General features: G+C 71.6%; 22 protein-coding genes. 13 read left to right on the top strand and 9 right to left on the bottom strand.

Annotation, left to right across the window (positions count from 1 at the left end; all coding sequences use genetic code 11):
* Nucleotides 1-5: 5 nt before the first annotated feature.
* From arsC to ACA089_RS05445, 3 genes are read right to left on the bottom strand one after another with little or no spacing between them, the layout of a single operon-like run.
* Complete coding sequence (gene arsC, locus ACA089_RS05455; protein WP_372014223.1) at nt 6-425, bottom strand: arsenate reductase (glutaredoxin); 420 nt, start codon at nt 423-425, stop codon at nt 6-8.
* Complete coding sequence (locus ACA089_RS05450) at nt 425-1,615, bottom strand: phospholipase A (protein WP_372014220.1); 1,191 nt, start codon at nt 1,613-1,615, stop codon at nt 425-427. The genes arsC and ACA089_RS05450 overlap by 1 nt, the downstream gene beginning before the upstream one ends.
* Before the next feature lie 34 nt (nt 1,616-1,649).
* Nucleotides 1,650-2,135: a DUF456 domain-containing protein gene (locus tag ACA089_RS05445; RefSeq protein WP_372014217.1), complete on the bottom strand. Its 486-nt coding sequence runs from the start codon at nt 2,133-2,135 to the stop codon at nt 1,650-1,652.
* A gap of 241 nt (nt 2,136-2,376) precedes the next feature.
* Between ACA089_RS05445 and ACA089_RS05440 the strand changes: the two genes are divergently transcribed.
* Entirely contained in the window at nt 2,377-2,586 is a 210-nt protein-coding gene (locus ACA089_RS05440) for a cold-shock protein (RefSeq protein ID WP_372014214.1), read from the top strand.
* A gap of 81 nt (nt 2,587-2,667) precedes the next feature.
* Here the strand turns inward: ACA089_RS05440 and ACA089_RS05435 are convergent, their stop codons facing one another.
* Nucleotides 2,668-3,171: a glycine zipper 2TM domain-containing protein gene (locus tag ACA089_RS05435; protein ID WP_372014211.1), complete on the bottom strand. Its 504-nt coding sequence runs from the start codon at nt 3,169-3,171 to the stop codon at nt 2,668-2,670.
* 150 nt (nt 3,172-3,321) lie between these two features.
* Entirely contained in the window at nt 3,322-3,756 is a 435-nt protein-coding gene (locus ACA089_RS05430) for a hypothetical protein (RefSeq protein ID WP_372014208.1), read from the bottom strand.
* Nucleotides 3,757-3,834: 78 nt separating this feature from the next.
* Between ACA089_RS05430 and ACA089_RS05425 the strand changes: the two genes are divergently transcribed.
* Complete coding sequence (locus tag ACA089_RS05425) at nt 3,835-4,632, top strand: tRNA threonylcarbamoyladenosine dehydratase (RefSeq protein WP_372014205.1); 798 nt, start codon at nt 3,835-3,837, stop codon at nt 4,630-4,632.
* Nucleotides 4,633-4,644: 12 nt separating this feature from the next.
* On the opposite strand, the gene ACA089_RS05420 is transcribed toward ACA089_RS05425, so the two are convergent.
* Nucleotides 4,645-5,421: a TatD family hydrolase gene (locus ACA089_RS05420; protein ID WP_372014203.1), complete on the bottom strand. Its 777-nt coding sequence runs from the start codon at nt 5,419-5,421 to the stop codon at nt 4,645-4,647.
* 9 nt (nt 5,422-5,430) lie between these two features.
* A complete protein-coding gene (locus ACA089_RS05415; RefSeq protein ID WP_372014200.1) occupies nt 5,431-5,652 on the bottom strand; it encodes a DUF6116 family protein in 222 nt (73 codons plus the stop codon).
* A 154-nt stretch (nt 5,653-5,806) separates the two neighbouring features.
* Here ACA089_RS05415 and ACA089_RS05410 point away from each other — a divergent pair, with 154 nt between their 5' ends.
* The 6 genes from ACA089_RS05410 (at nt 5,807) to ACA089_RS05385 (ending at nt 12,165) form a co-directional block, all read left to right on the top strand.
* Nucleotides 5,807-6,625, top strand: a complete 819-nt coding sequence (locus ACA089_RS05410; RefSeq protein ID WP_372014197.1) for a glycine zipper 2TM domain-containing protein — start codon at nt 5,807-5,809, stop codon at nt 6,623-6,625.
* Between the two features lie 139 nt (nt 6,626-6,764).
* Nucleotides 6,765-7,928: an acyl-CoA dehydrogenase family protein gene (locus tag ACA089_RS05405; RefSeq protein WP_372014194.1), complete on the top strand. Its 1,164-nt coding sequence runs from the start codon at nt 6,765-6,767 to the stop codon at nt 7,926-7,928.
* A 112-nt stretch (nt 7,929-8,040) separates the two neighbouring features.
* Nucleotides 8,041-8,592: a GNAT family N-acetyltransferase gene (locus ACA089_RS05400; protein WP_372014191.1), complete on the top strand. Its 552-nt coding sequence runs from the start codon at nt 8,041-8,043 to the stop codon at nt 8,590-8,592.
* Nucleotides 8,589-9,230, top strand: a complete 642-nt coding sequence (locus ACA089_RS05395) for a glutathione S-transferase family protein (RefSeq protein WP_372014188.1) — start codon at nt 8,589-8,591, stop codon at nt 9,228-9,230. Before ACA089_RS05400 ends, ACA089_RS05395 begins: the two co-directional genes overlap by 4 nt.
* A gap of 10 nt (nt 9,231-9,240) precedes the next feature.
* Nucleotides 9,241-11,520, top strand: coding sequence for a thiamine pyrophosphate-dependent enzyme (locus ACA089_RS05390; RefSeq protein ID WP_372014185.1), 2,280 nt, complete (start codon nt 9,241-9,243; stop codon nt 11,518-11,520).
* A 90-nt stretch (nt 11,521-11,610) separates the two neighbouring features.
* Nucleotides 11,611-12,165 (top strand): NADPH-dependent FMN reductase, encoded by a 555-nt coding sequence (locus ACA089_RS05385; protein WP_372014182.1) that lies wholly within the window; start codon nt 11,611-11,613, stop codon nt 12,163-12,165.
* Between the two features lie 6 nt (nt 12,166-12,171).
* Here ACA089_RS05385 and ubiM read toward each other — a convergent pair whose 3' ends face one another.
* Complete coding sequence (ubiM, locus tag ACA089_RS05380) at nt 12,172-13,395, bottom strand: 5-demethoxyubiquinol-8 5-hydroxylase UbiM (protein ID WP_372014180.1); 1,224 nt, start codon at nt 13,393-13,395, stop codon at nt 12,172-12,174.
* A gap of 254 nt (nt 13,396-13,649) precedes the next feature.
* Here ubiM and smc point away from each other — a divergent pair, with 254 nt between their 5' ends.
* From smc to fosX, 3 genes are all read left to right on the top strand, one after another.
* Complete coding sequence (gene smc, locus ACA089_RS05375; protein ID WP_372014178.1) at nt 13,650-17,153, top strand: chromosome segregation protein SMC; 3,504 nt, start codon at nt 13,650-13,652, stop codon at nt 17,151-17,153.
* 88 nt (nt 17,154-17,241) lie between these two features.
* On the top strand, nt 17,242-17,991 hold the full coding sequence (gene zipA, locus ACA089_RS05370; protein ID WP_372014175.1) for a cell division protein ZipA: 750 nt from the start codon (nt 17,242-17,244) through the stop codon (nt 17,989-17,991).
* 20 nt (nt 17,992-18,011) lie between these two features.
* Nucleotides 18,012-18,443, top strand: coding sequence for a FosX/FosE/FosI family fosfomycin resistance hydrolase (gene fosX / locus ACA089_RS05365; RefSeq protein ID WP_372017670.1), 432 nt, complete (start codon nt 18,012-18,014; stop codon nt 18,441-18,443).
* Nucleotides 18,444-18,485: 42 nt separating this feature from the next.
* On the opposite strand, the gene ACA089_RS05360 is transcribed toward fosX, so the two are convergent.
* Nucleotides 18,486-19,613, bottom strand: a complete 1,128-nt coding sequence (locus ACA089_RS05360) for a pyridoxal phosphate-dependent aminotransferase (RefSeq protein WP_372014172.1) — start codon at nt 19,611-19,613, stop codon at nt 18,486-18,488.
* Nucleotides 19,614-19,699: 86 nt separating this feature from the next.
* Here ACA089_RS05360 and ligA point away from each other — a divergent pair, with 86 nt between their 5' ends.
* Entirely contained in the window at nt 19,700-22,045 is a 2,346-nt protein-coding gene (gene ligA / locus ACA089_RS05355) for an NAD-dependent DNA ligase LigA (RefSeq protein ID WP_372014170.1), read from the top strand.
* Nucleotides 22,042-23,022 carry an EF-P lysine aminoacylase EpmA gene (gene epmA / locus ACA089_RS05350; RefSeq protein ID WP_372014167.1) on the top strand — a complete coding sequence of 327 codons (981 nt, stop codon included), beginning with the start codon at nt 22,042-22,044 and terminating at the stop codon, nt 23,020-23,022. Before ligA ends, epmA begins: the two co-directional genes overlap by 4 nt.
* The last annotated feature ends 238 nt before the right edge of the window (nt 23,023-23,260 follow it).

Raw genomic sequence — 23,260 nt, 5'->3', positions numbered from 1 at the left:
CGGTGTCAGCCGATGCGCCGCCCGGCGTCGTCGACCAGCGGCTGGCCGTCTTCCTTGCTGAAGGCGCCACGCTGCGGGAGGGGCAGGATGTCCAGCACGGTTTCGGACGGCCGGCACAGCCGCACCGCGGTACCGGTGAACACCACCGGCCGGTTGATCAGCACCGGATGGGCCAGCATCGCGTCGAGCAGGGCCGCATCGTCGGCGTGATCCAGGCCGAGCTCCGCGTAGAGCGCCTCCTTCCGCCGGACCAGGTCGCGCAGCGGGATGTCCATCCGCGTGATCGCGGCCTCGAGCGTGGCCCGGTCGGGAGGCGCGTGCAGGTATTCGACGATCGCCGGCTCGATCCCCGCGTTGCGGATCAGGCCCAGCACGTTGCGCGAGGTGCCGCACGCCGGGTTGTGCCAGATCGTCACCTGCGCCATCAGAACCACTCCAGCAGGGCGAAGCCGACGCCGACGTAGGTGGCGCGGTGGTTGTAGTCGATCAGGCTCTCGCCGTAACCGTCGAACACCTGGATGTGGCCGCGCAGCAGGTTGGTGATCGGGAAGCCGTAGTCCAGCTGCAGCGAGCCGTGCGAGCGGTCGCCGCCACGCAGCGAGTGGCGAGCGGTCAGCGACAGCTCGTGGCCGTCGCGGTTGTAGACGAGCATCGCGTCGCCGCGGCCGATGTAGTCCTCGATGTCCGCGTTGTTGTCGTCGGCCGCGTCCTCCTCGATCCGGTACCAGGGGCGCACGACGAAGGCCCAGTTCTCGCGGTCCAGTCCCACGTTGAGGATCACCCGGTTCCAGCTGCGCGAGAGCGGGTCGCTGCGGCCGTTGGACTGGTGGTTGAAGCTGATCCCGGTCATCCGCCCGTTCCAGCCGAGCAGGCTGTAGTTGTTGCGGAACAGCAGCATGATTTCGGGTTCGTAGTTGGTCTCGCGGAACGGCCGCGAGATTTCCGAGTTGTAGACCTGCCAGCGCGAGCTCTGGGTGTAGCCGGCCCAGATGTCGCCGTTGTCGCCGAACACGTTCTCGGCCAGCTTGGTCTTGAAGCTGATCTGGAACTTGGCCTCGACGCTGTCCAGGTCTTCCGGCTCGGTCACGGTGTTGTTGGGGTTGGGTGAGCTCGGGCTGTCGTTGGTGCTGCTGGTCCAGAACGCCGGCAGCAGGTACACGGGCTTGTAGGCGCGGAACTGGAAGATCCCCAGCTTGGAGTCCTTGGCCAGTTCCCAGCGGCTGTCGAGCAGGGAGCCGCGGCCGGCGTTGGCGATCGCGTCCAGCGCGGCGGGATCCACGGCGGCGAGGTCGCGACCGAACAGTTCGCTGGTGCGCTGCCGCGCCCGGTCGCCGGCGGTGGCGTCGGCCGGCAGCGCGGCCGCCCGCTGTTCGGCCTTCTCCTGCTTGACCTGCTCCTGCGCCTGGCGCGCGACTTCGTCGGCCTGGACGGTGGGCTGCGCGGCGTAACCGTGCACGGCGTCGTAGCAGGCCAGGCGCGCGGCGTCGGACGCGATCGCCCGGCAGGCCTCCGCGGTGGCCGCGCGCGGGGCGGCCTCCTGTGCGGCAGCAGGGGAGGCGGCGATACCGGCGAGGAGGGCGCAGGTCAGCAGGTCCAGGGCGGGATGGCGGCTCAAATCGGGTCTCCCGGGGCGGGGGTGGAGGCGGGGGTCAGACGAACCAGGCCAGCACGAACAGGCCGACCATGGCGAAAGCGAGAGCCAGCTTCAAGACGGTGCCCAGGAGCAGGCCCAGCCAGGTCGCCATGCCCACGTGGGCGGCGCGGCGCAGGGTCCGGGTATGCCAGAGTTCGCCGAGCAGCGCGCCCAGGAACGGGCCCAGCAGCAGCCCGAACGGGCCGAAGAACAGCCCCCCCAGCGTGCCCAGGGCGGCCCCCCAGACGGCCATCGGGCCGGCACCGACGCGCTTGGCGCCGGCCGCGGTGGCGACGAAGTCGGCCACGACCGACAGCACGGTCAGCAGGCCGAGCACCACCAGCGGGACCGCGCCGATCCGCTCGAAATCCCCCGCCCAGGCCGCCAGCAGCATGCCGGCGAAAACCAGTGGCAGGCCGGGCAGGGCGGGCAGCACCACCCCGGCCAGGCCGACCAGTACCAGGACCACGGCGAGGGTGTACCAGAACAGGGCGGGATCCATTGGAATCGGGGCCTTTCGAGGGGTATCCGGCAAGTCCTTGCCATGATTGCATTTCCCCTGAACGAGGGGTAACTTTGGGGTCGCTGCGCTTGGCAAGGTCACCGGGAACCGTGGCCTGAGCGGTAGGTCCTGAGTGTGATGGTGATGGTCCGCTCCATCGATGCACCTCGCGTACTCCTTGCAACCAGCCGCCGTGGCAACGGCGTAACCACCACCCAGCAAAGTTCGAGGAGTTGCAGTAATGGCAGATCGCGAGACGGGCACCGTGAAGTGGTTCAACGATGCCAAAGGATTCGGTTTCATCAGCCGCGAGAATGGCGAGGACGTGTTCGTCCATTTCCGCGCCATCCAGATGCAGGGCTTCAAGAGCCTGAAGGAAGGCCAGAAGGTCAGCTTCACCGTCGTGCAGGGCCAGAAGGGCCTGCAGGCGGACGCCGTCCAGGCCGCCTGACTGACGCACTGCTCCAAACCCGTGTACACCGGAACGGCCCGCCAGTAGCGGGCCGTTCCTTTTTTCCCCTGGTGGATCCGCTCAGCGGATCACGACCTTGCCGTTGACCACGCGCACGTAGGTGTTCTCGCGCACGCCACCCAGGTCGCGCTGGTTGATCACGACGGTGCGGCCGTCGTCCATGCGCACGTGCACGTTGTAGGTGTCCGACGTCGCGCGGTTCTGGATCGCGTTGCCCGCCGCTGCGCCCGCGACCGCGCCGGCCACCGCCGCCACGTTCTGGTTGCCCTTGCTGCCGCCGGTCTTGTCGGAGATCTCGTGGCCGGCGACCGCACCGACGATGCCACCCAGTACCGCGCCGGTCGCCGACGGCGCGCTGCGGCCGGACGGCACCACGTCGATCCGGGTGACCAGGCCGCAGTCGGCGCAGGTGGTGCGCGACGGATAGGACGAGGAGCCCGGATAGGACGACGCAGGATAGGACGAGCCGTAATTGGGCGAGGTGGTGCTGCAGCCGGCGAGGGCGAGCATGCCCACCGCGGCCACGCCGAGCATTCGATAGGAAACGGGGCGCTTCTGCATCATCGTGACTTCTCCTGGGACGGGTGACGGACCGGATCGTGGAATGCCTGCGCGTTGCATCGCGCTGGGACCAATCGTCGGTGTGTCCGCGTGAATGCCGCGCCAATCCGGTTGCGACCCGCGTCGTGGAGGCGTGAGGTTCTCAGGATCGGTTCAGCGGAAATCGCGGTGGCAGGCCTTGCAGTCCTCGCCCACCTGGCGGGTCAGCGCCGCGAGCGCCGCGCAGTCGGCGGGCGGCTGCGCGACCGCCTTGTCCAGGGTCGCCCTCAGGCCGCTGGCCGCGGCGGCGAAGCGGGTGTCGTCGCGCAGGCCGGGAAAGGCCGCTTCGATGTCGTTGGCCAGCATGCGCAGCGACTGCACCCGCGGCAGCGTGTCGCTGGTGGTGCAGCGGTTGGCCTTGGCGGCGCGGTCCAGTTCGCCGGACTGGCGGGCCATCACCTGCATCAGCGCATCGGGGAACGGGTCCTGCCTCGCCTGCAGCGCGCGGAGCGCCATGACCGTGCATACCGCGCCGACGACCAGGCCGAGCAGGAACAGGAACAGGTAGCGCCCGGCATTGCCGGTGCGGCGGGGCGGCGGGCTGGCCATGCGGCGGGCATCCGTAGGGGTGTGGCGCGATCATAGGTCGGCTGTGGCCGCCTGCGTACCCCCGCTAGAATGGCGCGCATGGATGCATCCGTTTTCGAGCGCTTCGCCGGCGTGGACCGGCTGTACGGCCGCGGGTCGGTGGCATGGCTGGCCGGCCGGCGCGTGGCGGTGGTCGGACTGGGTGGCGTGGGTTGCTGGGTGGTCGAGGCGCTGGCGCGCTCGGCGGTCGGTGCGATCGACCTCATCGACGCCGACGACCTGTGCGTATCCAACACCAACCGGCAGCTGCCCGCGATCGCCGGCCAGTACGGCCGCAACAAGGCCGAGGCGATGGCCGAGCGCTGCCGCGCGATCAACCCCGCGATCGACGCGCGGCCGGTGCCCGCGTTCCTGACCGGCGCCAACCTCGAAGCCCTTCTGGGCGGCGGTTTCGACCTGGTGATCGATGCCTGCGACAGCTTCCGCACCAAGGTCGAGGCGATCGCCTGGTGCCGGCGCCGCAAGCAACCGGTCCTGACCGTCGGTTCGGCGGGTGGCCGGACCGACCCGACCCTGGTCCGCGTCCGCGACCTCTCCCGCACCGAGCACGACGCGATGCTGGCGCTGGTGCGCAAGAAGCTGCGCGGCGAGTTCAACTTCCCGAAAAGCCCGCAGCGCTATTTCGGCGTCGCGGCGGTCTATTCGCTGGAGAACGTGAAGTACCCGCAGCCGGACGGCAGCGTGTGCGGCGTGCGCCCGCAGGTCGGCGCGGATGCGGCGCTCAGGCTCGACTGCGGCGCCGGACTGGGGGCGGCGACCCACATCACCGGCGCGTTCGCGTTCGCGGCGGCCGGCAAGGCGCTCGAGCTCCTGCTCAAGCGGCGCGACGCGGCCTGATCGCCGGCCGGCTCAGGGCGGCGGCAGGGCGAACAGCCGCGAGGCGTTCGCGCTCGTGGCCTCGGCGATTTCCGCGGGATCCTGGCCGCGCAACCCGGCGATGACCTCCAGCACCCGGGGCAGGCGCGCGGGCTCGTTGCGTTGCCCGCGGATCGCCGCGTCGGGCTGGTCGGGCGCATCGGTTTCCAGCAGCAGGAACTCCAGTGGCATCCGCGCGGCCAGCCGCCGCAGCCGCTGGGCGCGGTCGTAGGTCACCGGTCCACCCAGGCCGATCATGAAGCCCAGGTCCCACAGCTGCCGCGCCTGTTCCGGGCTGCCGGAAAAACTGTGGACCACGCCGCGCAGCGAACCCGTGCCGATCCTGCGGATGGCCGCGATCACCGCATCGACCGCCCGCCGTGCATGCACGACCAGCGGCAGGTCGTGGTCGCGGGCCAGTCGGAGCTGCCCGTCGAAGTAGCGCGCCTGCGCGGTGCGGTCCAGTCCTTCAACGAAGAAATCCAGGCCGCATTCGCCGATCGCCAGCGGACGTTCGCGGACGATCCATTCGCCCAGCGCATCCAGGTCGCCGGGCCGGTGCTCGGCGAGGAAGGTCGGATGCAGTCCGTAGGCCGGAAACAGCCCCGGTGCCGCGCCGCACACCTCGCGCAGTTTCGGCCAGCTGGCCGCCGTGACCGCGGGCACGATCTGGCGGTGCACGCCCGCCGCCCGCGCCCGGGCGACTACCGCGGCCCGGTCCGGATCGAATTCGGTGGCATCGAGGTGGCAATGGCTGTCGACGAGCAGCATCCGGCGGGCTCAGCGACGCCCGGGATCGGGCAGGGAGGGCGGATCCTTGCGCCGCTTCCAGTTGGCCAGCAGCAGCGTCCCCAGGCCGAACACCAGCTCGTCCAGCAGCGGGATCGGGTCGAACGGCCACAGCAGGCTGATCGCGAAGGCCGCCGCGGTGACCTTGAACAGCGTCGGATACCGCAGGCCGCGCGCCCACTCCAGGAACGGAAGCATCAGGGGACTGGGCATCTGGCAGGCTCGGTCGGGCGATGTGTGAAAGCTATCACGCGACTGCGCGGCCGCACCCGGCCCGCCGCGCGAACCCGTTCCGGTTCCTGTTCAGCTTTGCCATGATGGAATCCGCATCGAACGCCGCGGGGACCGCCCGCGAGGAGCCAAGGCCATGAAGCAAGCCACTACCGTTTTGATCGCTGCCGGTGCCCTGCTGGTCGGAGGCATCGCCACCGCGGCCTTCATGAACAATCGCGGCACCCAGCCCGACGCCATCGTCGCGCCTGCCGACCCGGCGCTGGCCGCCGACGACGCGGCCGGTGCGGGCGAGGACGAACTGCAGGCCGCCGCGCTGCAGTACGCCGACATCATCAGGGTCGAACCGGTCACCCAGAAGGAAAAGGTGTATGCCACCGTGATCGGCACCGAGCCGGTGCGCGAAACCACGCAGACCACCACCCCGCAGGAAGTGTGCGAGGACGTGGTGGTGCAGGAACGCCTGCCGGAGAGGGACGGCAACGTCGGCGGCACGGTGGCCGGTGCGGTCATCGGTGGCCTGCTGGGCAACCAGGTCGGCGGCGGCAGCGGCAAGAAGGCCGCCACCGCGGCCGGCGCGGTCGCCGGCGGCGTGATCGGCAACCAGGTCGACAAGCGCCATGTCGGCGGCAAGGTCGTGACCCGCACCGAGCGCCAGTGCCACACCGAGAACGCCGTTTCCGAGTCGAGCAAGGTCACCGGCTACAACGTGACCTACCGCAACGCCGACGGCACGACTGGCACCATGCGCATGGCGAGCAAGCCCGGCACCCGCGTGGCGATGGGCAACAGCGACGCGGTCATCGGCTACGACGTGACCTACCGCTACAACGACCAGGAAGGCACGCTGCGCCTGGACGAGAAGCCGGAAGGCGACCGCCTGCCGGTGGTGGACGGCAAGATCGTCACCTCCACCGCCGTGGTCGAGGTGCCGGAAGGCGCCACCCGCCAGTAGGCGTCCCCTGTCGACCGATGGACAGAAGGCCGGCCCAGCGCCGGCCTTCTTTTTTTGCGGCATTTTGCGCCGCGCATTGCCCGGCTCGAGGGGTGGGCCGATACAATCGCAACCATTCCCGTCCGAGAACCGTACCGCCATGGCACTGTCCCCGTATGACCTGCTCGACGTGCGTTCCCTGCTCAGCGAAGAGGAGCGCGCCGTCCAGGACGCGGTGGCGCGCTTCACCGACGAGCGGGTGATCCCGATCATCGGCGACGCCTTCGACCAGGGTCGCTTCCCCAGCGAGCTGGTGCCTGAGGTGGCGTCGCTGGGGCTGCTGGGTTCGTCGCTGCCCGAGGAGTACGGCTGCGCCGGGCTCAACGCGGTCAGCTACGGCCTGATCTGCCAGGAACTGGAGCGCGGCGACAGCGGCCTGCGCAGTTTCGTCAGCGTGCAGTCCTCGCTGTGCATGTACCCGATCTACGCCTACGGCAGCGAGGAACAGCGCCGCCGCTGGCTGCCGGAGATGGCCGCCGGCAAGGTGATCGGCTGCTTCGGCCTGACCGAGCCGCACGGCGGTTCAGATCCGGCCAACATGAAGACCCACGCGCGCCGGGACGGCGGCGACTGGGTGATCAACGGCTCCAAGATGTGGATCACCAACGGCAACCTGGCCGACATCGCCATCGTCTGGGCGCAGACCGACGAGGGCATCCAGGGCTTTATCGTGGAGAAGGGCACGCCCGGCTTCACCGCCCAGGAAATCAAGCACAAGATGAGCCTGCGCGCGTCGGTGACCTCGTCGCTGTTCTTCGACAACGTGCGCGTGCCCGATGCCAGCCGCCTGCCCAACGTCAAGGGCCTCAAGGGGCCGCTGGGCTGCCTGACCCAGGCCCGCTACGGCATCACCTGGGGCCCGATCGGAGCGGCCATCGCCTGCCTGGACGAGGCGCTGGGCTACACCAAGGAGCGCATCCTGTTCGGCCGCCCGGTCGCGGCGACGCAAAGCGCGCAGATCAAGCTGGCCGAAATGGCCCGCCGGATCACCCTGGCGCAGCTGCTCGTGCTGCAGCTGGGCCGGCTCAAGGATGCCGGCACCATGCAGCCGCAGCAGGTGTCGCTGGCCAAGTGGAACAACTGCCGCATGGCCATCGACATCGCCCGCGAATGCCGCGACCTGCTGGGCGGCGCCGGCATCACCACCGAGCATGCGGCGATCCGCCACGCGCTGAACCTGGAATCGGTGATCACCTACGAGGGCACCGAGACCGTGCACCAGCTGGTGATCGGGCGCGAGCTGACCGGGATCAACGCGTTCTGACTGCCGCATCCCCGCCTGGCGCGGGGCAGCGGTGGACGGCGCCGCGCGCGGCTCGGGTCCGGCGCGCGCGGCACGTCCGCTCCGGTGTTCTCCAACAGGATGGTGGCGCGCGATGGACCTGGCCGCACTGCAACTGGAAACCCCGCGCCTGCTGCTGCGGCTGCCGCGGCAGGAGGATTTCGACGCATGGGCCGCCTTCCTGGCCGACGAGGAGGCGACCCGCCACATCGGCGGGCTGCAGCCGCGGCCGATGGCCTGGCGCAGCCTGGCGGCGATGGTCGGTGCGTGGCACCTGAAGGGCTTCGCGATGTTCTCGGTGATCGAGAAGGCGACCGGGCAGTGGATCGGTCGGGTCGGTCCGTGGCAACCGGAAGGGTGGCCGGGCACCGAGGTCGGCTGGAGCATCGCGCGCGCGCGCTGGGGCCGCGGCTATGCGTCGGAGGCCGCCGCCGCCAGCACCGCCTGGGCGTTCGATACCCTGGGCTGGGACGAGGTGATCCACACCATCGCGCCGGACAACGCCGGCTCGAAGGCGGTCGCCGCCAGGCTCGGCTCCCGTTACCGCGGCATGGGCCGCTTGCCCGAGCCGCATCACGAGCACCCGGTGGAAATCTGGGGGCAGACGCGCGGCGAATGGCTGGCGAACAGGGAGCGGAAGGCATGATCACCGTGTACGGCATGGCCATGTCGGGCAACTGCTACAAGCTGCGCCTGCTGCTGGAGCAGCTCGGCCGCGATTACCGCTGGATCGAGGTCGACAGCGCCCGCGGTGGCACCCGCACCCCGGAATTCCTGGCGAAGAATCCCAACGGCAAGGTGCCGCTGATCGAACTGGACGACGGCCGCGTGCTGGTCGAGTCCAACGCGATCCTGTGCTGGCTCGCCGAGGGCACCGGCTACCTGCCGGCCGACGCCTGGCAGAAGGCGCAGGCGCTGTCGTGGATGTTCTTCGAGCAGTACAGCCACGAGCCGTACATCGCCGTGGCCCGCTTCATCCGCGGCTGGACCCCGGCCGACTCGCCGCGCCGCGCCGACCTGCCGCGCCTGCGCGAGCGCGGCCACCAGGCGCTGGCGGTGATGGAGCGGCACCTGCAGGCGGCCGACTGGTTCAGCGGCCCGGCCTACGGCATCGCCGACACGGCGCTGTTCGCCTATACCCATTGTGCCGCCGACGGCGGTTTCGACCTGGCCGCCTATCCATGCACCGGCGCCTGGCTGGACCGCGTGCGCGCCACGCCCGGCTTCGTGCCGATGCCCGACCTGGATGACGAGGCCCGCGCCCTGCTGGCCCTCCCGCACTGACGACGAGCGAATGAACGCTGCCACCCATACCCCCCCGGCCATCCCCGCCTGGAAGCGCGGCATCAACCGCGCCGAGATCTGCGACCGGAATTTCAGTGAATTCGTCCGCGCCTGGGCCGGCACGCCGGCGCCGCGCCCGCGCAAGGGCGACCCGGTCCTGCCGGGCAGCGCGCTGGACGCGCGCGGCTTCCGCGAACTGTTGGAATCGCAGCTGGTCAGCCGCCACCTGGACCTGATGGCGCGCGTGCTGCGCGTGCAGAACAAGGTCTTCTACACGATCGGCAGCAGCGGCCACGAAGGCAACGCGATGGTGGCCCGGCTGGCCCGGCACACCGACCCGGCGTTCCTGCACTACCGCAGCGGCGGCTTCATGGCCGAGCGTTTCCGCAAGCTGCCGGGCATGGACCCGGTGACGGACTCGGCGCTCAGCTTCGCCGCCAGCGCCGAGGACCCGGCGTCCGGCGGCCGGCACAAGGTCTGGGGCAGCAAGCCGCTGTGGGTGCTGCCGCAGACCTCGACGATCGCCTCGCACCTGCCCAAGGCATTGGGCACCGCGGTGGCGATCGAGCAGGCGCGCCGCATCGGCCATGAACTGCCGGTGCCGGCCGACAGCATCGCGATCTGTTCCTTCGGCGATGCCTCCAGCAACCACGCCACCGCGCAGACCGCCTTCAACGCGGCGGCCTGGACCGCCTACCAGGGCCTGCCGGCGCCGGTGCTGTTCGTGTGCGAGGACAACGGCATCGGCATCTCGGTGAAGACCCCGGATGGCTGGATCGGCCGCAATTTCCGCGACCGCGCCGACCTCGACTATTTCCACGCCGACGGGCTGGACCTCGCGCTGGGCTACGGCCAGGTGCAGGCGGCGGTGGACCACTGCCGGCGCACGCGCCGGCCGACCTTCCTGCACCTGCGCACGACCCGGATCATGGGCCACGCCGGGACCGACTTCGAGATCGAGTGGCGCAGCATCGAGGAACTGTGCGCGGTGGAAGCCACCGACCCGCTGCTGCGCAGCGCGGCCATCGCGCTGGAATCGGGCCTGATGTCGGCCGACGAGCTGCTGGCGCTGTACGAGGCCACCCGCGCGCGCTGCTTCGCCGCGGCCGAAGACGCCGACCGCCGGCCCCGTCTGGCTTCGCTGGCCGCGGTGGTCGCACCGCTGGCGCCGTACACGCCCGACGCGGTGGCGAAGGAAGCCGCGCGGCCGGCGCCGCCGGCCGCGCGCATGGCCGCGTTCGGCAGCGAGGAGAAGCTTCCGGAGAAGCAGGCCCCGCGGCACCTGGCGATCCAGATCAACCAGGCCCTGCATGACCTGATGGCCAAGTACCCGGAGACGCTGCTGTTCGGCGAGGACGTGGCCCAGAAGGGCGGCGTCTATACCGTGACCAAGGGCCTGCAGAAGGCGTTCAAGGGCGCGCGCGTGTTCAACACGCTGCTGGACGAGACCATGATCCTCGGCCTGGCCCAGGGCTACGCCAACATGGGCATGCTGCCGCTGCCGGAGATCCAGTACCTGGCCTACTTCCACAACGCCTGCGACCAGATCCGCGGCGAGGCGGCCAGCCTGCAGTTCTTCAGCAACGACCAGTACCGCAACCCGATGCTGGTGCGCATCGCCGGCCTCGGCTACCAGCGCGGCTTCGGCGGGCACTTCCACAACGACAACTCGATCACCGCGCTGCGCGACATCCCCGGCCTGGTGGTCGGCTGCCCCTCGCGCGGCGACGATGCGGCGACGATGCTGCGCACGCTGGCCGCGCTGGCGAAGGTGGACGGACGCGTGGCGGTGTTCCTGGAGCCGATCGCGCTGTACATGACCAAGGACCTGCACGATCCCGGCGACGGCCAGTGGCTGTTCCCGTACCCGGAGCAGGGCGAGGCGATGGTGCTGGGCGAAGGCCGGGTCTACGCCCCGGAGGCCGATGACCTGGTGGTGTTCACCTACGGCAACGGCGTACCGATGAGCCTGCGCGCCGCGCGCCGGATCGAGGCCGAGCGCGGCTGGAAGGTCCGCGTGGTCGACCTGCGCTGGCTGGTGCCGCTCAACGAGGCCTTCATCGCCGGCCAGGCGCGCAGCGCCAGGCGGATCCTGGTGGTGGACGAGGGGCGGCGCAGCGCCGGGGTGGGCGAGGGCGTGCTCACCGCGATCGCCGAGGGCGGCTACGCGGGACGGCCCTTCGGCCGGGTGGTCGGTGCCGACACCTACACGCCGCTGGCCGGCGCCGCGTTCCTGGTGATCCCCGGCGACGACGACATCGTCGCCGCGGCGGCCGCCCTGGACGCCTGATCGTCCCGGCACGGCGCGGCCGGCGGTTCTTCACTCCGCCGCCGCGCCGGCCTGCCTAGCATCGGCTCCTGTCCAAGCAGGAGCACGGCCATGGAGAAGCGGAAGGTCGCGGTGTTCGTCGGCAGCCTCCGCGAGGGCTCGTTCAACCGCCAGCTGGCGCGTGCGATCGGGCGCCTGCGCGAGGACCGGCTCGAATTCGAGGCGGTCGAGATCGGCCAGCTGCCCCTCTACAACCAGGATTTCGACGACGACTATCCGGCCGCCGGCGTGGCGCTCAAGGAGCAGGTCCGCGGCGTGGACGCCGTGCTGTTCGTCACCCCCGAATACAACCGCTCGGTGCCGGGCGTGCTGAAGAACGCGATCGACCTGGCCTCGCGTCCCTACGGCGACAGCGCCTTCGCCGGCCTCCCGGCGGCGGTGACCGGCGCCTCGGTCGGCGCCATCGGCACGGCCATGGCCCAGCAGCACCTGCGCAACATCCTCTCCTACCTGGACATGGCGGTGATGCCGCAGCCGGAGGCCTACATCCACTTCAAGGAAGGACTGGTGGACGAGGATGGCCGGATCACCCGGCAGGACACGCGCGAGTTCCTCGAGGATTTCGTCGATCGCTTCGTCGAGTGGATCGACCAGCACCGGCCCTGAGCCGGGTCAGTCCGGCCGCAGCCGCGCCAGGCCATCGCGCAGGCGCTGCGCCGGGGTGGGGTCCACCGGGCCGGCGTCGGTGAGCGCCGCCGCCAGCAGGCGGCGGAACGGAGGCAGACCGGCGCCGGCCCGCAGCGCCGCGCCACGGATCCAGCGGGCCGCCGGCCGCCCGTCGTTGTACAGCCCCACGATCATGCGCGTGGCCTGGAACAGCGGCCAGCTGCCACGGCGGTGCCGGCGCTGGTAGCGCGCCAGCAGCGCCGGATCCCCCAGGTCGCGGCCCTGCCGCAGCGCGGTGGCGGCGAGGTCGGCCAGCCGCTCCACGCTGGCCAGGCCGAGGTTGAAGCCGTGCGCGGTTACCGGGTGCATGCCCACCGCCGCATCGCCGGCCAAGGCCAGGCGCGGACCGGTGAATCGTCGCGCCCAGGTCGCCACCAGCGGATAGACGTGGCGGCTGCCGTCCAGTTCCATGCGCCCGAGCCGGCCGCCGTAGCGGCGCTCGAGGTCGGCAGCGAAGGTGGCCTCGTCCAGCGCCGCCAGCGCGCGCGCCTGTTCGCCGGGGAGGGTGACCACCGCGCCGGCCTGGTATTCGTCCAGCGGCAGCAAGGCCAGGGTCTGGCCCAGGCCGAACCATTCCCAGGCGGCGTGGCCGTGCGGCAGCTCGTGGCGCACGCGGCAGACCAGCATGCTCTTGCCGAAGTCGTGCAGGTCCGCGTCGATCCCCAGCGCACGCCGGGTCTCGGAAAACCGGCTGTCGGCGGCGACCAGCAGCTTCGCGTCGATCCTGGGGCCGTCGCGCAGCTGCAGGCAGGCCGAGCCGGCATCGGCATGCACCGCCTCGATCGCGGCCCCTGCATGCAGGTCGATGCCGGGCGTGGCCTGCACCGCTTCCCAGGCCGCGCGCCGGATCAGGTGGTTGGCGACCAGGCTGCCGAGGCGATCGCCGTCGGCCGCCACCCGAAGCTCCTGGGGCAGGTCGCGGTCCATCACCCGGGCCGTGCGCAGCGGGTAGACCCCGGCAGCGGGAATGCGCTGCCACACGCCCAGTTCGCGCAGCAGCCGGATCGAGGCGTGGGTCAGGGCGATCTCGCGGCCGTCGAAGGCGGGCCCGGCCAGAGCCTCCCGCGGCTGGCGCTCGACCAGCGCGATCCGCAGGCCCTGCGCGGCCAGGGCCCGGGCCAGGCACAGCCCGACGGGGCCGGCGCCGACGATGGCGATGTCATGCTGCATGTCCGTTCTCCACTGGAGTCCGGGCCAGTCTCGCGCCGCCGGGCCGGGCGCGCCCTGATCGCAGTCAAGCGCACCCGCGTGGCGGCAGGCGCATGCCATGCGGAGGGCGGCGCCGCGCCGGCTATACTGCACGGTCCGAACACGTTTGACGGGTGCTGCAGCCTTTGTGATTCAATCACTTGGGCGACGTTTCTGGCAAACGACATCACACCGCGCGCGCCCAGCGCCGCGATAGCCCGGAAACCGACCGCCGCATGCGCCTGTCCACGATCAAGCTGTCCGGCTTCAAGTCCTTCGTCGACCCGACCACGCTGCACCTGCCGACCAACATGACCGGCGTGGTCGGCCCCAACGGCTGCGGCAAGTCCAACATCATCGACGCCGTGCGCTGGGTGATGGGCGAGAGCTCGGCCAGCCGCCTGCGCGGCGACTCGCTGACCGACGTGATCTTCTCCGGTTCGGCCGCGCGCAAGCCGGTGTCGATGGCCCAGGTCGAACTGATCTTCGACAACTCCGACCACGCCATCGCCGGCGAATTCGCCGCGTTCAACGAGATCTCGGTCAAGCGCACGGTCAGCCGCGACGGCCAGAGCCAGTACTACCTCAACGGCACCAAGTGCCGGCGCAAGGACATCACCGACCTGTTCCTCGGGACCGGCCTGGGTCCGCGCAGCTACTCGATCATCGAGCAGGGCATGATCAGCCAGATCATCGAGGCCCGGCCCGAGGACCTGCGCGTCTACCTGGAGGAGGCCGCCGGCATCTCCAAGTACAAGGAGCGGCGCAAGGAGACCGAGACCCGGATCCGCCACACCCGCGAGAACCTGGACCGCCTCAACGACCTGCGCGAGGAGGTCGACAAGCAGCTCGAGCACCTGCGCCGCCAGGCCCGCCAGGCCGAGCAGTACCAGGCGCTGGCCGCCGAGCGCAAGGTCAAGGACGCCGAGTGGAAGGCGCTGCAGTTCCGCGCCCTGGACCTGCAGCTGCAGGGCCTGCGCGAGAAGCTGGCGCAGGAGGAGACGAAGCTCGAGCAGATCGTCGCCGGCCAGCGCGAGGCCGAGCGCGAGATCGAGACCGGCCGCGTCCGCCGCGAGGAGGCCGCCGAGGTGCTCAACCGCGCCCAGGCCGAGGTCTACCAGGTCGGCGGCGTGCTGGCGCGGATCGAGCAGCAGATCCAGCACCAGCGCGAACTGGCCACGCGCCTGAACCAGGCCCGCGACGAGGCGGCCACCGCGCTGGGCGAGCTGGACCGGCACATCGACGATGACCGGCAGAAGCTCGAGGTGCTGCGCGCGGCGGTCGAGGAGGCCGAGCCGCGCCTGGAGCAGCTGCGCGAGGACGACGTGTTCCGGCAGGAAGCGCTGCGCGAGGCCGAGGCCGCGCTGTCCGACTGGCAGCAGCGCTGGGAAAGCCACGGCCGCGAGGCGGCGGAGGCTTCGCGCGCCGGCGAAGTCGAACGCACCCGGGTGGACTACCTGGACCGCCAGGCGCTGGAGGCGGACCGTCGCCGCGAGGCGCTGTCGGGCGAGCGCGCCGGGCTTGACCTGGAGTCGCTGGCCGAGGCGTTCGAGCAGGCGCAGATCCAGCACGAGACGCAGAAGACGGCGCTGGATGGACTCAACGAGCAGCTCGAGGCGCGCAAGCAGGGCGTGTCGGCGCTGCAGGAACAGCAGCGCACCGCGCAGGCCGAGATCGCCGAGGTGCGCAAGCAGGCCCAGGCCGCGCGCGGCCGGCTGTCCTCGCTGGAAACCCTGCAGCAGGCCGCGCTCGGCCAGGAGCAGGGCGCGGCGGTAGCCTGGCTGAAGGCGCGCGGGCTGGATTCGGCCGCGCGCGTGGGCGAGACGCTCGCCGTCGACGAGGGCTGGGAAAACGCGGTCGAAAGCGCGCTGGGCCAGCTGATCGAAGGCGTGCTGGTGGAGGCGCCGGAACAGCTCGTCGAGGCGCTGGCCGACCTTGGCGAGGGCCGGATCGCGCTGGTGTCCGCGGAGGCGGGCGATGCGTCGTTCGCGCCGACCTCGCTGGCGGCCAGGGTGCGCGGCCCGCTGGCGGTGCGCCGGCTGCTCGCACGCCTGCACGCGGCCGACGACCTGGCCGACGCCCGCGCGCTGATGGCGCGGCTGGGCGAGGGCGATTCGGTCATCACCCGCGCCGGCGAACGCCTGGGCGAGGGCTGGGTGCGGGTGTCGCGCTCCGGCGCGGCCAAGCAGGGCGCGCTGCTGCGCGAGCGCGAGATCCAGTCGCTGCGCGCCGGCATCGAGGAGTTGCAGCAGCGGGAAACCGCGCTGGAGGACCGCCTGGTCCACCTGCGCGACCAGCTGCTGGCCGCCGAACAGCAGCGCGAGGATGCGCAGCGCCAGCTGTACATGGCCCACCGCAGCGTGTCCGAACTGGCCGGCCAGCTGCAGAGCCAGCAGGGCCGGATGGACAGCGCCCGGCAGCGCATCGAGCGCATCGAGAACGAGCTGGCGCAGCTGGTCCAGACCCTGGACGGCAGCCGCGAACAGGCCCGCGAAGCGCGTTCGCGGCTGGAGGATGCGGTCGCCTCGATGGGCGACCTGGAAACCGCGCGGCAGGCACTGGAAGCCGAACGTCGCCAGCGCACCGAAGCGCGCGACCTGGCCCGCGACGCCGCCCGGGGCAGCCGCGACGCCAGCCATGCGCTGGCGCTGGCGCTGGAATCCCAGCGGACCCAGATCGCCTCGCTGACCCAGGCCCTGCAGCGCATGGACGCCCAGCGCGGCCAGCTCGATTCGCGCCTGGGTGAACTCAGCGCGCAGCTGAGCACCGGCGATTCCCCGGTGCAGGCGCTGGAAGCCGAGCACCAGACCGCGCTGGCCGAGCGCGTGCGCGTGGAGCGCGCGCTGGGCGAGGCCCGCGCGGTGCTGGAAGCCATCGACCACGAGCTGCGCGGCTTCGAGCAGTCGCGCCACCAGCGCGACGAGCAGTCGCTGGCCCAGCGCGAGCGCATCGCCCAGCGCCGGCTCGACCAGCAGGCGCTGGCGCTCAGGGCCGAGCAGCTGGTCCAGGCGATCACCGCCGACGGGCTGGTGCTGGAGGACGTCGTCAACACGCTGCCGGAGGTGGCCGACGTGCGCGACTGGGAGCAGTCGGTCGGCCAGATCGACGCGCGCATGCGCCGGCTGGAGCCGGTCAACCTGGCGGCGATCCACGAGTGCGGCGAGGCCGAGCAGCGCAAGCAGTACCTGGACTCGCAGAACACCGACCTGACCACCGCGCTGGAGACGCTCGAGGAAGCGATCCGCAAGATCGACCGCGAGACCCGCGGCCGCTTCAAGGACACCTTCGACCGGGTCAATTCCGGCATCCAGCAGCTGTATCCGCGCCTGTTCGGCGGCGGCCATGCCTACCTGGAGCTGACCGGCGAGGACCTGCTCGACACCGGCGTGGCGATCATGGCCCGGCCGCCCGGCAAGCGCGTGTCCAACATCTCGCTGCTGTCCGGCGGCGAGAAGGCGATGACCGCGGTGGCGCTGGTGTTCGCGATCTTCCAGCTCAACCCGGCGCCGTTCTGCCTGCTCGACGAGGTCGACGCGCCGCTGGACGAGGCCAACGTCGGCCGCTTCACCAACATGGTCAAGGAAATGAGCGAGAAGGTGCAGTTCCTGTTCGTCAGCCACAACAAGGCGACGATGGAGGCCGCGCACCAGCTTTCCGGCGTGACCATGCGCGAGCCGGGCGTGTCGCGCCTGGTGAGCGTGGACCTGGACGAGGCCGCGCGCCTGGCCGGCGCGGCGTGACCGGCGGGACAGGGCGGCCCCGGGGTTTTTCCGTGGCCGCTCCTCGTGACATCCTTGCAGCCCACTGACCCCGGCGGAGACGCGTTCCATGTCCGACAAAGACCTGCTGCGCATCGGCATCCTGGTCGCCGGCCTGCTGCTGCTGGCCGCGATCTGGTTCTTCGGCCGCCCGCGCAGGGAGGAACAGGGACGGCGCCGCGAGTCGCGTGGCTCCCCGGCGATGAGCCCCGAGTACGGCCGTGCGCGCCACGAGCCCTCGCTGGGTGATGCCGCCGACGAGGCCGGTGCCGGCGGCGACTACAGCGGCGAGGCGGTGAGCCAGCCCGAGCTGGGCCTGCCCGCCGAGCCGGCGCCCTCCAGCAACCTGGGCCGCCGCGAGACCCAGGACTTCGACAAGATCGTGTCGCTGTACGTGGCCGCGCGCGCCGGCGCCGTGCTGCGCGGCGAGGACATCGTGGTCGCCGCGGAAAAGACCGGCATGGTCTTCGGCCACATGAGCGTGTTCCACCGCCTGCTGGAAGGCCATCCGGAACGCGGCCCGGTCTTCAGCATGGCCAGCATCATCAAGCCCGGCAGCTTCGACATGGCCACCATCCGCGAGCTCGAGACGCCGGCGATCGCCTTCTTCCTGACCCTGCCGGCGCCGGTGCCGGCCCTCGATGCCTGGGAGAAGATGCTGCCGACCGTGCAGCGCATGGCCGAACTGCTCGAGGGCGTGGTCCTGGACGACAGCCGCAATGCGCTGGGTCGCCAGCGCATCGCGCACATCCGCGACGAGCTGCGCGCCTACGACCGCCAGCACGAGGCGCCGCCGCTGACCCGCGCCCCGCGCTGGTAGGGCGGAGGCCGCCGGTGCCGGTGCGCGGCATCAGCCACGTGACCTTCGTGGTCGCCGACCTGGAGCGCACTGCGCGCTTGCTGTGCGAGGGCCTGGGCGCGCGCGAGGTCTACGACAGCGCCGGCCGCGAGCATTCGCTCTCGCGCGAGAAGTTCTTCCTGCTCGGCGACCTGTGGCTGGTCGCGATGCAGGGCGAGCCGCTGGCCGGGCGCAGTTACCGGCATGTCGCCTTCGCGGTCGATGCCGCCGACCTGCCCGGGTGCCTGCACCGCCTGCGGGCGCTGGGCGTGGAGGTGCTGGCGGGCCGCAGCCGGATCGAAGGCGAGGGCGCGTCGATCTACTTCCACGACGACGACAACCACCTGTTCGAACTGCATGCCGGCACGCTGGAGGACCGGCTGGCCGCCTATGCCGCCGCCGATGCGGGGCAGGCGCCGGACGGGCCGCGCTGAGCATCGCCGTGGCGAGGCCGCGGGGCGCCTGCCGGTATCGTCCTAGGCCATCACTTGGGCGAACGCTTCGCGGAAGCGTCGCATCTCCTCCGCCGTCCCGACCGTGACCCGCACATGCCGTGGCATCGCCGGCCAGCTGCGGCCGACGAACACCTTGTGCCGGGCCATCGCCGCGCTGAACGCGCGCCCGTCGCCGTTCACGTCGACCATGAAGCAGTTGGCCTGGCTGGGGAGGCAGGCATGGCCGCGCGCGGCCAGCCAGGCGACGGTCTCCTCGCGCAGGCGCGTGTTCTCCGCCTTGCGCGTGGCCAGGTGCTGCGGGTTGCCCAGGCTGGCGATGCCGGCGGCCACGCTCGGGACCGGCAGGCTGTTCATGCCGAACAGCACCAGCTTCTGCAGCAGGTCCGGCCGCGCCGCCGCCAGGCCCAGGCGCAGGCCGGCCATGCCGTAGATCTTGGAGAAGGTGCGCAGCACCACCACGTCGGCGCCGGCCCTGACCAGGTCCAGCGTGTCCGGCTCGTCGCTGTAGTGGATGTAGGCCTCGTCCACCAGCAGCAGGCTGCCGGCCGGCTTGTTCGCGAGCAGCCAGTCGATGTCCGCGCGCGGGGTGACCGAGCCGGTGGGGTTGTTCGGATTGCACACGTACACCAGGCCCGCGGCGACCTCGCGCGCGGCGGCCGCCATGGCGCGCACGTCATGCGCGCCGTCGGCGCGCAGCGGCACGCGCGCGATGCGCGCGCCGTGGGCGCCCGCCATCTGCGCCAGCGATTCGAAGGTCGGGTCGGCGGTTACCAGGCCGTGCTGCGCGGAGGTGAATGCCAGTGCCGACGCATCCAGGGCGACGCCGGACCCGCAGTAGCCGGCCACCTGGTCCTCGCGCAGGCCGTTCTGCGCGGCGAACACCCCGACCAGTTCGCGCTGCGGGCCGAACAGGTAGCGGTTGGCCTGCGCCATTCCGTCCAGCGCCGCCTGCCGTGCTTCGGGGAACGGACCGTGCGGGTTCTCGTTGAAGTTGAGCAGCACCGCGTCGGGGTCATCCATGCCGGGGATCGCCGGGGGCAGTTGCGCGGCCGCGCGGCCGCTCGCCCCCAGCAGCGGCCCCAGACCCGCGGTCGCCAGGCTGCAGGCGGACAGTCCGAGGAAATGGCGGCGGCTGAGTGGCGATGTCATGGGCGCGTGACGAAGGAGGCTTCCGGCACGCTACGTGAGCAGGTGGCACCCGGCAAGCGGCACCGGGCGGCCGGTAGAATCGGCGCATGGACACCGCAGACCCCGCACGCCGCGTCGCCGAGCTCCGCCAGCGCATCGAGGATGCCAACCGGCGCTACCACGGACTGGATGCGCCCGACATCACCGACGCGCAGTACGACGCGCTGGTCCGCGAACTGGAGGCGCTGGAAGCCGAGCACCCCGAACTGGCGGTGGCCGATTCGCCGACCCGCAAGGTCGGCGCGGTGCCGTCGGGCCGCTTTCCGCAGGTCACCCATGCGGTGCCGATGCTGTCGCTGGGCAACGCGTTCGAGGAGGGCGAGGTGGCCGACTTCGTGCGCCGCATCCGCGAGCGCCTCGACCGCGACGACCTGGCGTTTTCCGCCGAGCCGAAACTCGACGGGCTGGCGATCAGCCTGCGTTACGAGGACGGCCTGTTCGTGCAGGGGGCCACGCGCGGCGACGGCGCCACCGGCGAGGACGTGACCGCCAACCTGCGCACCATCGCGGTGATCCCGCAGCGGCTGCAGGGCCGGGGCTGGCCGCGGGTGCTGGAGGTGCGGGGCGAGGTCTACATGGCCCGCGCGGACTTCGAGCGCTACAACGAGCGCGCGCGGCTGCATGGCGGCAAGGTGCTGGCCAACCCGCGCAATGGCGCCGCCGGCTCGCTGCGCCAGATCGACCCGAACCTCACCGCGCAGCGGCCGCTGAGCTTCTATGCGTATGGCACCGGCCTGGTCGAGGGCGGGACGCTGCCGGACACGCATTCCGGCACCCTGGCCCGGTTGCGCGAATGGGGTTTTCCGGTCAGCGAACTGGCCACCGTCGTCCATGACGTCGAAGGCCTGCTCGGCTATTACGCGGGCGTCGGCGAGGCCCGCGACGGGTTGCCGTTCGACATCGACGGCGTGGTCTACAAGCTCGACGACTACGCCGGCCAGCGCGAGATGGGCTTCGTCTCGCGCGCGCCGCGCTGGGCGATCGCGCACAAGTTCCCCGCCCAGGAGCAGACCACGGTGGTCGAGTCGGTCGAGGTCAACGTCGGCCGCACGGGCGCGGTGACGCCGTGGGCGCTGATGCAGCCGGTGCAGGTGGGTGGGGTCACCGTGACCCGCGCGACCCTGCACAACGCCGACCACGTGGCCCGGCTGGACGTGCGCGCGGGCGACACGGTGATCGTGCGCCGCGCCGGCGACGTGATCCCGGAGGTGGTGCAGGTGGTGGTCGACCGCCGGCCGCCCGATGCCACGCCCTGGTCGATGCCGATGGCTTGCCCGGTCTGCGGCTCGGAAGTCGTGCGCGAGGAAGGCGCCGCGGTGTGGCGCTGCTCCGGCGAGCTGAGCTGCCCGGCGCAGCGCGTCCAGGCGGTGTTCCACTTCGCCAGCCGGCGGGCGATGGACATCGACGGGCTGGGCGAGCGCTACATCGAGTCGCTGTCCGAGTTCGGCTACCTGCAGGACGTGTCCGACCTGTACCGGCTGGGCGTGGACGACCTGCTGGAAATGAAGCGCCGGGCGGACGAGCGCGACGGCACCACGCCCGATACCGTGAAGGCGGGCAAGGTCGCCACCAAGTGGGCCGACAACCTGATCGTGGCGATCGACCGCAGCCGCGACACGACCCTGGCGCGCTTCCTCTACGCACTGGGCATCGAACACGTGGGCGAGAGCACGGCCAAGGCGCTGGCGCAGTGGTTCGGCGACCTGGAGCTGATCCGCCGCCTGCCGTGGCCGCTGTTCAAGCGGGTGCCGGACATCGGCGGCGAGGTGGCGCGCGCGATCGGCCATTTCCTCGACCAGCCCGGCAACCAGCAGGTGATCGACCGCCTCCTCGCGCGCGGCGTGCGGATCGGCGACAGCCACGCCCCGAACCCGAAGCTCGGCGAAGGCCTGGACCTGGCCACGCTGCTGGTCGACCTGGAGATTCCCAAGGTCACGGCGGTGCGCGCGGCGCAGCTGGGTTCGGCCTTCGCCGGTGCCCAGGCCCTGCTCGACGCGCCCGTGCACAACCTGGTCACCGCCGGGCTGCCGGTCGAGAGCGCGAACGCGCTGGTGGCATGGCTGGACGAGGCGGCCAATGCCGCGCTGCTGCTGCGCAGTGCGCAGGCGCAGGACGCGCTGCGGGCACGGCTGCCGGCGCGCGGTGACCAGGCGGCCGGCCCGCTGGAAGGCAAGACGGTGGTGCTGACCGGGACGCTCAGCGCGATGGGCCGCGACGAAGCCAAGGACCGGCTGGAGGCGCTGGGCGCGAAGGCGGCCGGCAGCGTGTCGAAGAAGACCAGTTTCGTGGTGGCCGGCGAGGCGGCGGGTTCGAAGCTGGCCAAGGCCGAGGAGCTGGGGATCGAGGTCTGGGACGAGGCGCGGCTGCTGGCGTTCCTGGAGCAGCACCGGTGAACGCCGGGGCCGACTGGCGGCCCAGCGCGGGCCTGGACGCACTGCGCCTGCGCGCGCGGGTCTACGCGCTGGTGCGGGGCTTTTTCGCCGATCGCGGCGTGCTCGAAGTGGAGACCCCGGTGCTGTCGGAGGCCGGCAACACCGAGCCGAACATCGAGAGTTTCACCGCCGAGTTCAGCGGGCACCGCGATGCCGGCTCGCCGCGGCGCTGGCTGCGCACCTCGCCCGAGTACCCGCTCAAGCGCCTGCTCGCCGCGGGCATCGGCGACTGCTACGAGCTGGGCCGGGTGTTCCGCAATGGCGAAGCCGGTGGCCGCCACAACCCCGAGTTCACCATGCTCGAGTGGTACCGGGTGGGCTGGGACCACCTGCGCCTGGCGGAGGAGACCGTGGCGCTGGTGCAGCTGGCCCTGGCCCTGGCCGGGCGACAGGCCGAGGTGGTGACCACCACGTACCGCGAGCTGTTCCTGGAGGCGGTCGGGCTCGATCCCTTCGCCGCCAGCGATGCGCAGCTGCGGGTGCCGCTGGCCGGGACCGGCATCGATGGCGCGGGGCTGGGGCGCGACGACTGGCTGGACCTGCTGGTGACGCATCGGATCCAGCCGCGATTCCCCGTCGACCGGATCACCGTCGTGCACGACTGGCCGGCCACCCAGTGCGCGCTGGCGAAGATCCGCCCGGGCGATCCGCCGGTGGCGGAGCGGTTCGAGCTGTACCTGGGGCCGTTCGAACTCGCCAACGGTTACCACGAGCTCACCGACGCGGCCGAGCAGCGGCAGCGCTTCGAGCGCGACCGTGCGGTGCGCGCGGCCCGCGGCGCGCCTTGCCCGCCCCTGGACCGGCGCCTGCTCGACGCCCTGCAGGCCGGTCTTCCCGAATGCGCGGGGGTCGCCCTGGGGATGGAGCGGCTGCTGATGGCGCTCGCCGGCACCGGGCGCATCGGCGAGGTCCTGGCGTTCGATTTCGGGCGGGCCTAGCGGAATGTTCACCGGCCCTTCCGCGGCCGGCGCGAAAATCGGGTGACTGACGAGTCGAGGGGGCGGCACGGATGAGGGCGGTTGGCGGCAACCTGAAGGTCCGCGGCTGGTCCGCGGCGTTCGCGCTGGCGGCGGCATGGATGGCCGCCGCGCTGCCGGCGGCCGCGGGCGCGGCCGCCCCCCCGGGCCGGGGGGGGGGGGGGGGGGGCGGGGGGGGCCGCGGCGCGGCCGGCGGCCG

Source organism: Pseudoxanthomonas fibrivorans, assembly GCF_041464125.1.
In the GTDB taxonomy this organism is placed as follows: Bacteria; Pseudomonadota; Gammaproteobacteria; order Xanthomonadales; family Xanthomonadaceae; genus Pseudoxanthomonas.
The sequence above is the reverse complement of the archived record's forward strand: the minus strand, read 5'-3'. Positions and strand labels throughout refer to the sequence as shown.